This is a genomic window from Kitasatospora sp. NPDC093102, from assembly GCF_040683915.1.
Lineage (GTDB): Bacteria > Actinomycetota > Actinomycetes > Streptomycetales > Streptomycetaceae > Kitasatospora.
Window position 1 is genome coordinate 15883 of record NZ_JBFBFA010000005.1, and the last position, 11853, is coordinate 27735.

Here is an 11853-nt window from a genome sequence, read left to right on the forward strand (position 1 = left end):
GCTTCCTGCGGGCCGGGACGGGGGGACGGGGAGGTGGTCACGACGTGGTCTGCCACGCCTCGATCGGGTTGCCCAGCCACCGCGTGTCGGCGGGGACGGACTCGGCGCGCATCACCAGCGAGGCCGGGCCCAGCGTGCTGCGCGCGCCCACCGTGCTGCCGGGCAGCACGATGCCGCCCGGGCCCAGGGTGGCGCCCTCGCGGAGGACCACAGTATCCATCCGCATGATCCGGTCGTGGAAGAGGTGCGTCTGCACCACGCAGCCCCGGTTGACGGTGACCCCGTCGCCGAGGGTGACCAGGTCCGCCTCCGGCAGCCAGTAGCTCTCGCACCAGACCCCGTGCCCGACGTGCGCGCCGAGCGAGCGCAGCCACAGGTTGAGCACCGGGGTGCCCGGCACCGCGCCGACCAGCCACGGCACCGCCAGCATCTCCACGAAGGTGTCCGCCAGCTCGTTGCGCCACACGAAGCCGCTCCACAGCGGGTGCTCCACCGCCCGGAACCGGCCGACCAGCAGCCACTTGGCCGCCACCGCGACCAGGCAGGCCACCACGCCGGACCCCAGCAGCACCAGGCCCGACAGCAGCGCGGCGGTCAGCGGCGAGCCGGCCGCCAGCCAGGACAGTGCCGCCACGGTCAGCAGGCCCAGCGCCCCCGAGGCCAGCACCGGCAGCAGCCGGCCGAGTTCGACCAGGCCGCGCGCCCACAGCAGCCGGGCCGGCGGCTCGTAGGTCAGGCTCTGGTCGGCCTGGTCCGCCGAACGCGGCAGCCGCATCGGCGGCATGCCCAGGTACGAGCCGCCCTTCTTGGCCTTCGCCGGCGTCGCCGACAGCACGCCCACCAGGCCCCGCTTGGGCACCGCGCGGCCCGGCGCGGTCATCCCCGAGTTCCCGAGGAAGGCCCGCTCACCGACCTTCGCCTCGCCGAGGCGCATCCAGCCGCCGCCCAGCTCGTAGGGCGCGATCAGGGTGTCGTCGGCCAGGAACGCGCCGTCCCCGACGGTGGTCAGGCTGGGCAGCGCCAGCACCGTGGACACCTCGGCGCCCCGGCCGACCCGCATCCCCAGCGCCCGCAGCCACAGCGGGGTGACCAGCCCGGCGTACAGCGGGAACAGCACCTCCCGGGCCCGGTCCATCAGCTGGGTGACGGTCCACGCCTGCCAGCTGACCCGGCCCTGCAGCGGGTGCACTCCGGGCACCAGGCCGAGGCTCAGCAGCCGGACCAGCGCCACCAGCTGCGCCGCGTACACCGCGCCGTACGCCAGGGTGGCGGGCAGCAGGCCGAGCAGCGCGCCGCCGAGTGCCGGGCCGAGGCCCGCGCCCTGGTCGACGAAGCGGGAGAGCACGGCCAGCGCGGCCACGGCGGGCGCCACCGGGAGCAGACCGATCACGGCGTCGCTGGCCCCGTACAGCGCGGCCCAGGCGGGCCGACGGACCGGAGGCTCCTCGGGCCAGGACCACTCGGCCCGGCCCAGCTTGACGGCGGGCGCACCGCCCCAGCGCTGTCCGGTCGGTACGTGGCCGGTGACGCTGGAGCCGGGCAGCACCTGGGCGCGCTTGCCGACCCGGGCACCGGGCAGCAACGTCGAACGGGTGCCGACCACCGCATCGGCGCCGACCTTGACCTGGCCGACCTCCAGCCGGTCGCCGTCCAGCCAGTAGCCGCACAGGTCGACCTCGGCCTCGACGGCGCAGCCCCGGCCCAGCTTGAGCATCCCGGTGACCGGCGGCAGCGAGTGCAGGTCCACCTCGCGGGAGACCTTGGCGCCCAGCACGCGGGCGTAGGGGACCAGCCAGGCACCGGACAGCCCGGTCGCGCCGCTCAGCTCGGCGAGCCGCTCGGCCGCCCACAGCCGCAGGTGCACGGCACCGCCGCGCGGGTAGCTGCCGGGGCGCAGGCCGCGCAGCAGCAGCCGGGCGCCACCGGCCCCGATCGCGAGCCGGCCCGGGGCGCTGTACAGCACGAGTGCGCCCGCGCCGACCCACCACCACGAGGCGGTGGGCGCCCACGGGTAGTCGCCGAGGTGGGTGAGCAGGTTCCCGGCGGCCAGCAGGGCGACCGTCCAGCGCAGGCCGACCACGGTGAACAGCGGGACCAGCAGGAGCAGCTGGAGCAGCTTGGCCCTGGTCGGCACCAGGGTGACGGTCCGGGCCTCGGCGCTCTCGCCGGCGGTGCGCTCCAGATGCCGGGCGAGCTTGCGCAGCGTCGGGTGCTGGTAGATGTCCAGCACGGCCGCGCTCGGGTAGCGGGTGCGCAGCAGGGTGGTCAGCCGCGCGGCGGCCAGGCTGCCGCCGCCGATCGCGAAGAAGTCGTCGCGCGGGCCGCCGACCCGGACGCCGAGGATCTCCGACCACTGCTCGGCGAGCCACGCCTCGGTGCCGTACAGCTCCTCGCTCGGGCCGGCGGCCTCCAGCTCGGGCAGCGGCCAGGGCAGGGCGTTGCGGTCGACCTTGCCGGAGGTCCGGGTGGGCAGGGTCTCGACGGTCGCCAGCAGCGGGACGAGGGCGGCCGGCAGCTCCGCGCGCAGCCGTTCGACGGCCTGCTCGCGGTCGAAGCCGTCCTGGACCACCAGGTAGCCGACCAGCAGCTGGTTGCCGCCGCGCGCCGTCCGCACGGCGGCCGCCGCGCCCGCCACGCCCGGCAGGGCCTGGAGGGCCGCGTCGACCTCGCCGAGCTCGATCCGACGGCCGCCCAGCTTGATCTGCTCGTCGGTGCGGCCCAGGAACAGCAGGCCGGCCGGGTCGGCCTGGACCAGGTCGCCGCTGCGGTAGGCGCGCTCCCAGCCCAGCGAGGGCAGCGGGGCGTACTTCTCGGCGTCCTTCTCCGGGTCGAGGTAGCGGGCCAGGCCCACCCCGCCGATCACCAGCTGCCCGGTGCCGCCGGGGGCGACCGGCACGCCGGCCTCGTCCACCACGGCGAGGTCCCAGCCGTCCAGCGGCAGCCCGATCCGCACCGGGCCCTCGCCGGTCAGCAGGGCGGCGCAGGCGACCACGGTGGCCTCGGTGGGGCCGTAGGTGTTCCACACCTCGCGGCCCTCGGTGACCAGGCGCTGCACCAGCTCGGGCGGGCAGGCCTCGCCGCCGAAGATCAGCAGCCGTACCTCGTTGAGCGCCTCGGCCGGCCACAGCGCGGCCAGGGTCGGGACGGTGGAGACCACGGTGATTTCCTGCTCGGCCAGCCAGGGGCCGAGGTCGGCGCCGCTGCGTACCTGGGAGCGGGGGACCGGCACCAGGCAGGCGCCGTGCCGCCAGGCCAGCCACATCTCCTCGCAGGAGGCGTCGAAGGCCACCGAGAGGCCGGCCATCACCCGGTCGCCGGGGCCGATCGGCTCCTCCTGGAGGAAGAGCGCGGCCTCGGCGTCCACGAAGGCGGCGGCGTTGTGGTGGCTGACGGCCACGCCCTTGGGCTTGCCGGTCGACCCGGAGGTGAAGATGATCCAGGCGTCGTCGGCCGGGGTGGGGCGGCGGTCCAGGGCGGGCGCCCGCTCGGTGGCGGTCGCCAGGTCGCGCCCGGCGCCGAGCACGGCGGCGACGGCGGCCTCGCCGAAGACCAGCTCGGCGCGCTCGTCCGGGTCCTCGGCGTCCACCGGGACGTAGGCGGCCCCGGCGGCGAGCACCGCGAGGATCGAGACGTACAGGTCGTTGGTGCCCGAGGGCACGCGCACGCCGACCCGGTCGCCCGGGCCGATCCCGGCGGCGGCCAGCCGGCGGCGCAGCTGCTCGACCTCGGCGGCCAGCGCGCGGTAGCTGAGCACGGTCTGCCCGTCGTCCAGGGCGGGCTCGTGGGGGTGGGCGCGCACGGTGGCGTCCAGCACGTCGACCAGGGTGCGCGGGGCGGCGGCCGGGCGGCCGGGGAACAGGGCGCGCGCCGGGTCGGCCGGTGGCGCCGGCCCCACTTTCGCCGGCGCTCCCTGCGCGGGCCCGGCCTGCGGCGTCGGCTCCTGTGGCGGCGTGGCGTACTGCTCCGGGTGGCTCGGTTCAGCTGTCATGGCAGCCGTGCGCTCCTCGTCCTCGCCCCGTTCCGACCGATGCCCGGCCCCTGGGGCGGTGGGAGCACCGCCTGACCGGGTGATCCCACTCCGGGGCCGGAGCGGACAACCCGACCGATGCTAGCCCCGTGGCTGCGACCCGGCAGGAGCGGACACTCGGCCCAACTGGCGCCGGAATGGCTGAATCTGACGAAACATCATCCAAGAACTGAGGCCTCTTTTCACTGAAGTGACGAGATGTCAGTCGAATTGACGGATCGTCAGGTCGATTTCTTGATCGTGATCCATGACACAGTGAATGCTGCTCCCTTCGGGTGGCGGGCCGGGTTCTCCGGGCCGGTCCTGCCGGTCCGGGCCCGGCCCGCCGTGCTGCCCGCCGGTCAGCGGAACCGGTGCAGGTTCTCGCCGAGGAAGGCCTCCAGGGTGCGCGGAGCGCGTCCGGCGAGGCGGAGGAAGGTGTCGTCGGGCGTCTCCTTGCGGACCACCGCGAGCTGCTGGATCTCCACCACGTGGGTGGCCAGCCAGTCCGGCATCCCGGCCCGGCCGACCAGGTGGGCGTGCAGCTCGGACGGGCTCAGGTCGAGGTAGCGGATCGGCCGGCCGAGCAGCTCGCCCAGCAGCGCGGTGAGCTCCGGGTAGCTGTAGGCCCGTCCGCCGGTGAGCGGGTAGGTGCCGCCGGCGAGCTCGGGGCGGGTGAGCACCTCGGCCGCGGCGTCCCCGATGTCCCGGACGTCCACGTAGTTGCACCGGGCCTGCCCCAGTGCGCCGTGCACCACTCCGGCGGCGGCGATGCCGGGCGCCAGGAGCAGCAGTTTCTGCATGAACGCGTAGGGCCGCAGGACGGTGGTGGTGATGCCGGAGGAGCGCAGCCGCTCCTCGATCAGGTGGTGGCCGCGGGAGACGGCGACGGGGGAGTCCGGCTCGGCGGCGGGCGCGGAGACCTTGACGATGTGCTCCATGCCGCAGTCGACCGCCGCCTCGATCGCGTTCAGCTCGTACCGGACCTGCTGCGGGCTGTTGGCCATGGTGAGGAAGAGCTGGTGTGCGCCGCGGAAGGCCGCGCGCAGGGAGGCCGGATCGGCGGCGTCGGCCGGGAGGACGGCGGTGCGGGCGAGCGTGCGCTCGTCGAGCGCGGCGGTCAGTCGGGCGGGGTCGCGGCTGAGGGCGCGGCTCGGTGCGCCGAGGGCGGCGAGGCTGCGAAGGGTCGCGCCGCCGGTGGCGCCTCCGGCGCCCATGATGACGATCATGACGTCTGCCTTTCGGGTCGGGATGCGGTGGGGAGTCGGTGCTGCGGGGTGCGGGTCGGGCGGCTGCCGCGCCAGCGCCAGGTGGTGATGGTGGCGGCGATCGCCGAGGAGACCGGTAGGTCGACCGGCAGTCGGTGCGGCCACGGGCTGTCGGCGAGGGCCGGGACCTGCGGCAGCCAGCGGGCGGCGGCCAGGCCGACGGCCAGGCCGAGTGCGGCGGCGGCCAGACCGAGTGCGGCAGCCGCGAGCGGGCGCGGGGTGCGGGCGGGGCGCGTGCGGACGGGGCGGCGGCGCAGCACGGCGCCGAGTGCGGCGGCCACCAGGGCGGAGGTGCCGCCGATGGTGGTGAGCGCGGCGGCCACCAGCTGCGGCTGGCCGGTGGCGGCCCCGCCGGCCCCGGCCGTGGCTGCGGGCATGACGTAGGCGACCAGGACCTCGCGCCACAGGACGAAGGGCGGGGGAGCGCCGGAGACCTTCTTGCTCATGGGTCGGACTTCCTTCCGTTGTGCTTAGGTACCTAAGTATTTGTGCTTAGGTACCTAACTATTGGGGCTGAGGGGAGGCGGGCCGCCGGACGGCGGCCCGCCTGGGTGCGGATCAGTCCTCGGTGAGCGCGTCCATGCCCGCGACCACCCGGGCCAGCAGGTCCAGGAAGGTGGTGCGCTCCTCGGGGGAGAGGCCCCCGACCAGGGCCTGCATCCGGGTGAAGTGCTCGGGTGCCAGTTCCCGCAGCCTGTCGGCGCCCCGTGCGGTGAGGATGACCACGTTGCCGCGGCCGTCCTCGGTGGACGGCCGACGGGCCACCAGGCCCTCCCGCTCCAGGCCGTCGACCAGGCCGGTCACGGTCGCCCGGGAGACGCCGAGACTCGTCGCGAGCTGGGAGGGGGACTTCTCGCCGCCGTGGTCCTCCAGGTCCGCCAGCAGTCGGTAGCGGCCGGTGGAGAGGCCGAAACGGCCGAAGTGCACCTCGCCGGCCTGGCCGAGCCGGGCGCCCGCCGCCATCAGCCGGGCCGCGACCAGGATCGCCTGCGGGTCGGCCGTGAGGCCGTAGCGGGCGATCTGGCGGCGGGCCTGGTCGAGGCTGGGGGCGGTGGGGCCGATCACGGGCTGCTGGGTCACGAGAAGTAATATGGCGCCTAACCTGATTCCCGGTCAAGCGGGGCCTCGGGTTGTTGCCCAGGCGGCACGGGGAGCGATCCGGGGCGGCGTCCAGTCGGCGTGCCGCAGGACGGTCCGGACCATCGCGCCGGGCGGGGTGAGCCGGACCGCGGCATTGCGCAGGCCGACCGCCAGCGGGTGCGCGAGCTGCTGGCCCATCCGGCCGGCCCGGCGGGCGTCGCGGGCCACGGTCTGGCTGCGCGGGCGGCGGGCCGCGTCGTAGTGGGCGAGCGCGCCCTCGACCGTCCGGGCCTCGGCGAGCGCCGCCGCGAGGGTCACCGCGTCCTCCAGCGCCTGGCAGGCGCCCTGGCCGAGGTGGGGCGTCATGGCGTGCGCCGCGTCGCCGAGCAGCGCGATCCGGCCCGAGACGTACGACGGCAGCGGGGTGGCCAGCGCGTTGACATCGTGGTGCAGTACCGCCTCCGGCCGGGTCGCGGCCAGCAGTGAGGGGATCGGCTCGTGCCAGCGGGCGAAGCGGCGGCGGACCTCGGTCAGGGGGTCCCGGTAGCGGATTCCGGCCGGGGCGTTCAGGACGGCGTGCCACTCGGCGGTGCCGTCCGGGAAGACGATGTGGCCGAACTCGGCGCCGTGGCCCCAGGTCAGCTCGAAGTCGGCCTCAAGCCCGTCGACCGGGTGCTCGGTGATCGCCCGCAGCACCGTCGAGCCGCTGTAGGCCGGCCCGGGGTGCGCCGGGAAGAGGCGGCGCCGGAGGCGGCTGTTGATGCCGTCGGCCGCCACCAGCAGGTCGGCTTCCAGGGTGGTGCCGTCGAAGCCGGCCCGGACCCGGAACGGCTGGGTGGTGTCCAGCTCGGTGACCTCGGCGCCGATGACGAGGGACTCGGTGGGCAGCGCCTCGCGCAGGATGCGGTGCAGGGTCGCGCGGGGTATGCCGACGATCGGGGCGCCCAGTTCGCGTTCCAGTGCGGCCCCGTCCATCGTGGCGAGCCGGCGCCCGTCCGGCGTCCGGGTCCCGCCGGTGTACTGGCGGCGCGCGGCCGCCTCGACCGCCTCGCCGACGCCGAGGGCGGCGAGCGCGCGCATCCCGTTGGCGGCCAGTGAGATGCCGGCGCCCGCATCGTCCAGGACGGCCGCCCGCTCGACCACGGTCACGTCCCACCCCGCCAGCCGGAGCCCGATCGCGGCCGCCAGCCCGCCGATCCCACCTCCGACCACCACCGCGCTGTTGCCGCTCATGCCCGGTCCTTCCCGTGTCGCCACGCTGTTTTCTACAGCTGTAGAAGGAGCGTACTACGAGGCTTTCGACCGACGGACGGGGGTGGCGCGGGTCCGCCTGGACGGTGGGATGGCGGCGACCGGTGGCCGGCCCGGACGGAGCGGGTGCGTGGTGGGGTGGCGCGGGCCCGGTAGAAAGGGGGGATGCGGCGAAACGAGGATCGGAAGCGGGACGATGCGGGGCGGCCGGACCGGCGGACGGTGCTGGCGGACGCCGCGATCGGGGTGCTCGCGGACCTCGGCGTGCGAGGACTGACCCACCGTGCGGTCGACGCGGCGGCGGGGCTGCCGGTCGGGACCACCTCGGCCTACCTGAGGACCAGGCAGGCTCTGCTCACCGCGCTGGTGCGGCGGCTGGTGGAGCTGGACCAGGGCGAGCTGCACGCCATGGGGGAGCAGGTGCCGGTCCGTTCGGCCGTGGAACTGGCCGACGGAATCGGCGCGTTGATGCGGCGGCGGCTGACCGGCGACGGGCGGCGGCGCTCGCTCGCCCGGTATGCCTGCGCGGTGGAGAGCGTGCGCGATCCCGAGCTGCGCGAGATCCTCGTCCCGCGGGAGAACGCCGGGCGCGCCGCCGTCCGCGCGTTCCTCGCGGCCCAGGGGGTACCCGACCCCGACGGACGGACGGCCACGCTGCTGGCCTGCATCGACGGTCTGGTCTTCGAGCACCTGGTGGGCGGCGGGGAGCCCGCGGCCGACGCGATCCAGGGGCTGGTGGCGGCCGCCCTGCGCGGGGCGGCCGCCGACTGAGGCGTGTCCGACCCGGCCTGCGCGAGCCGGACCCCGTCCGCGCCGGGCTCCGCCGACCCGGACGGCCTACGGCGGGTTGGTGCTTTCGATTGATGAGGCATCAGGTCAATCAACCGTCAAGTTGGTTCATTCACAGAATGTTCTGCGATCCGCGGTACGTCGAGCGGATGATTTCCGCTGCTCCCAGGTCTTCACAGAGAGATCTCCGGCTGACAGGCTGGGGCCGCCCTTTCAGTACGGAGGAGGTTCCTTGTCCCGCATATCCACGTTGGCCGGAGCAGTCACCTGCGCCCTCGCGCTTGTCACCGGCACCGCCGTCGCCGCGTCGGCGGCGCCCTTCGACCAGGCCCCGGGCCTGACCGAGGCGAAGGTCGACCCCGTCGCCTGGACGCCGTGCAACCCCGACCCGAGCAAGCCGGACCCCGGTATCTATGACTGTGCCGTCTACCCCGTGCCGCTGGACTACGACAACCCGTCGGGCGAGAAGATCGGCATCGCCATGATGCGGCGGCGGGCGAGCGACCCGTCGAAGCGGATCGGCTCACTGTTCCTCAACCCCGGCGGCCCGGGCGGCAGCGGCTACATGTGGGCGACCACCTCCCGCTTCGGTACCGAGGTGCAGTCCAGGTTCGACCTGGTCGGCTTCGACCCGCGCGGCGTGGCCCGGAGCAACCCGCTCAAGTGCTTCAAGACCCAGGAGGACGCCGACGCGGTCAACAACCGCATGGTCGGCGTGCCGGTCACCAAGGCCGAGATCAACGAGACGCTGGACGCGGACCAGGACTACAGCGACGCGTGCAGCAAGAACGCCGGCCCGCTGATCGAGCACATGTCGACCATCAACGTGGTGCGCGACCTCGACCGGATGCGCCGTGCCGTCGGTGACTCCCAGCTCACCTTCGCCGGCTTCTCCTACGGCACCCTGATCGGTTCGACGTACGCCAACATGTACCCGAACAAGGTCCGCGCGATCATCGTCGACGGCAACGTCGACCCGAACCTGCGCCTGCACAACGGCATGGAGTACGACCGCCAGCGGGCGAACGGCTTCGAGCTGGCCCTGGACGAGTTCCTGAAGCGCTGCCAGGCCGCCGGCGCCCCGCGCTGCGCCTTCGGCGAGGGCGACACCCGGGCCAAGTTCGACCAGCTCCGCGACCACCTGCGGACCAGCCCGATCACGCTGCCGAACGGCTCCCAGGTGACCCTGAGCAGCTTCACCGGCGAGGTGGCCAGCGCCCTGTACTCGCAGGCCAAGCTGGCCCCGCTGGCCAAGTCGCTCCAGGCGACCTACCAGGTGTTCCAGAAGCCGAACGCGACCGCCCTGCTGGCCCCGCAGGCGAACGTCGCGGACGAGGACGCCACCCTGCTCTCGGTGAACGTCCCGCGGGCGGCGCTGCGGGAGGCCCCGGTCGACTCCGAGTACACCGCGGACGACTCCTACCTGGCCGTCAACTGCCAGGACAAGCCGTACCCCTCCAACGACCGGGTGTTCGCGACCGCGGCCAAGGTCTGGGAGAAGGAGGCGCCGACCTTCGGCCGCTACCAGGCCTTCGACGCGCCGGCGTGCGCGAGCTGGCCGGCCCCGGCCCGGGACGCCGAGCGCTTCTCCGGCCCGTGGAACAAGAAGACCTCCAACACCGTGATGGTGATCGGCAACCTCTACGACCCGGCCACCCAGTACAAGTTCGCCCAGCGGATGCAGCAGGAGCTGGGCAACGCCGTGCTGGTCAGCGTCGACTCGATCGAGCACTGCGCCGTGGGCCGCAGCAAGGCGCTGAACCAGATGGTCACCCGCTACCTGGTGGACGGCACCGCGCCGCAGCCCGGCCAGCTGCTGAAGCCGGACGCGGAGATCTTCCCGGCGGTCTGACGGAACGGCCCCCGGTGACCCGGGGGAGAAGGTGACGGTCGTGGTGGTCGGCGGTGCTGCCGGCCACCACGACCGTGCTTTCCGGGCGAGTTCCCGCAAGACCGGGAAGTCCCGGAGAATGCGGCAGCGGATCGTCATCGAACCTCCGGCGGAGCGGATTCCTGCGAGTTGTCGGCGACCGTAGCTCATGCCACTGACAATGGAGTTCCGGTGAGGCGATGAAGGTCACGGCGGTGATGAATCACCGAAAATGACGTACTGCCGCGCATTCATTCATCGATTCCCAGGCCTGGGATGCCGAGGGGGCGGACCGCTCGGACACGGTGCTCCGGATCGACTCCTGCGGCTGCCGGATCAACACCCGCCGCCCCGAGGAGACGACGGACGGCGCCTGCGCCGACCACCCGGACGCCGACCCGGGCGCCGCCGACCGGTCCGACCCGGCCTGTCCACGCCTCCACGCCCGACCGATCATCCCGGCGAAGGGCTGAGCGCGGGCATGGCGAAGGCGTGGGGACGCACCCCGCATCCCCACGCCTGTGGCCCAGCCCCGTGGCCGCGACCCGCCCGGAACCCCGCCCGGTACCTGCCTCGCTACGCCGCCCGCTCCGCCTCCTCCTCGATGATCCGCCCGTCCCGGACCTCGATCACGCGGTCGGCGAGCTCCATCAGCGTCGGGTCGTGCGTGGCGACCAGCACCGTGACGCCCTCGCTGCGCACCACCGCGCGCAGCAGCTCCATGATCGAGCGTCCGGTCTCCGAGTCCAGCTGACCGGTCGGCTCGTCGGCGATGATCAGGCTGGGCTCGTTGGCCAGCGCGCGGGCGATGGCGACGCGCTGCTGCTGCCCGCCGGAGAGCTCGCCGGGGCGCTGGTTGGCGTGGTCGGCCAGGCCGACCAGGGCGAGCAGGGTGTGCGCGCGCTCCTCGCGTTCGGCTGCCGGGGCCTTGCGCAGCCGCATGGGCACGCCGACGTTCTCGGCGGCGGTGAGCATCGGGATCAGCCCGAAGGACTGGAAGACGAAGCCGATCCGCTCCCGCCGCAGGGCGAGCCGGCCGTCCTCGTCCAGCCCGGCGAGGTCGATGCCGTCCAGCGCGATGCTGCCGCCGGTCGGCGTGTCCAGGCCGCCGACCAGGTTGAGCAGGGTGGTCTTGCCGGAGCCGGACCGGCCCTTGAGCGCGGTGAGTTCGCCGCGGCCGACGGTGAACGAGACGCCTCGTAGGGCGTGCACGGCCCGCTCGCCGGTGCCGAAGCTCCGGCGGAGGTCGGTCACGGCCACCATCGGCCGGGTGGTGGTGTCGGCGGCGATGGCGGCCTGGTGCTGCGTCATGCGACGTCCCCCCTGTGGGCGTGGCAACCCGGTTCCGTCCGGGTTCTGTCGGGTTCTGCGGATATGGCTGCTCCGGTGGTTCGCGCTCCCGGGCGGGAATCCGAGGTGACGGTGTCCCGGGCCAACTGGACGCGCTGAGGCCGGAGTTGTGAAATGTGCATGGCATTCAAGCGGGGGCATCCCTGGCCGGGATGCTACCAATGAAAGGAATTTGCTCACTGCTTACTTGATTCGCGCAAGTCCCTTCCGTTTCTGGATCGAATCTGACAGCATCGTCC

9 protein-coding genes are annotated in these 11853 nt (G+C 73.9%); 3 read left to right on the forward strand and 6 right to left on the reverse strand.

Annotated features, from left to right (window positions below; all coding sequences use genetic code 11):
• Positions 1-37: 37 nt before the first annotated feature.
• The 5 genes from AB0O11_RS09370 to AB0O11_RS09390 all read right to left on the reverse strand — a co-directional run bounded on the left by AB0O11_RS09370 (position 38) and on the right by AB0O11_RS09390 (position 7587).
• Entirely contained in the window at positions 38-3988 is a 3951-nt protein-coding gene (locus AB0O11_RS09370; RefSeq protein WP_363383598.1) for a Pls/PosA family non-ribosomal peptide synthetase, read from the reverse strand.
• Positions 3989-4368: 380 nt separating this feature from the next.
• Positions 4369-5235 carry an NmrA family NAD(P)-binding protein gene (locus AB0O11_RS09375; RefSeq protein ID WP_363383599.1) on the reverse strand — a complete coding sequence of 289 codons (867 nt, stop codon included), beginning with the start codon at positions 5233-5235 and terminating at the stop codon, positions 4369-4371.
• Positions 5232-5720: a hypothetical protein gene (locus AB0O11_RS09380; protein ID WP_363383600.1), complete on the reverse strand. Its 489-nt coding sequence runs from the start codon at positions 5718-5720 to the stop codon at positions 5232-5234. The genes AB0O11_RS09375 and AB0O11_RS09380 overlap by 4 nt, the downstream gene beginning before the upstream one ends.
• A 112-nt stretch (positions 5721-5832) precedes the next feature.
• A complete protein-coding gene (locus tag AB0O11_RS09385) occupies positions 5833-6354 on the reverse strand; it encodes a MarR family transcriptional regulator (RefSeq protein ID WP_363383601.1) in 522 nt (173 codons plus the stop codon).
• Between the two features lie 33 nt (positions 6355-6387).
• Positions 6388-7587: an FAD-dependent monooxygenase gene (locus AB0O11_RS09390; protein ID WP_363383603.1), complete on the reverse strand. Its 1200-nt coding sequence runs from the start codon at positions 7585-7587 to the stop codon at positions 6388-6390.
• 183 nt (positions 7588-7770) lie between these two features.
• Between AB0O11_RS09390 and AB0O11_RS09395 the strand changes: the two genes are divergently transcribed.
• The 3 genes from AB0O11_RS09395 to AB0O11_RS09405 all read left to right on the forward strand — a co-directional run bounded on the left by AB0O11_RS09395 (position 7771) and on the right by AB0O11_RS09405 (position 10737).
• The gene (locus tag AB0O11_RS09395; RefSeq protein WP_363383604.1) at positions 7771-8376 is read left to right on the forward strand and encodes a TetR family transcriptional regulator C-terminal domain-containing protein; all 606 of its coding nucleotides are present in this window, start codon (positions 7771-7773) and stop codon (positions 8374-8376) included.
• 250 nt (positions 8377-8626) lie between these two features.
• On the forward strand, positions 8627-10246 hold the full coding sequence (locus tag AB0O11_RS09400; protein WP_363383605.1) for an alpha/beta hydrolase: 1620 nt from the start codon (positions 8627-8629) through the stop codon (positions 10244-10246).
• Between the two features lie 323 nt (positions 10247-10569).
• Entirely contained in the window at positions 10570-10737 is a 168-nt protein-coding gene (locus tag AB0O11_RS09405; protein ID WP_363383606.1) for a hypothetical protein, read from the forward strand.
• Positions 10738-10840: 103 nt separating this feature from the next.
• Here AB0O11_RS09405 and AB0O11_RS09410 read toward each other — a convergent pair whose 3' ends face one another.
• On the reverse strand, positions 10841-11575 hold the full coding sequence (locus AB0O11_RS09410) for an ABC transporter ATP-binding protein (protein WP_363383608.1): 735 nt from the start codon (positions 11573-11575) through the stop codon (positions 10841-10843).
• Positions 11576-11853: the final 278 nt, after the last annotated feature.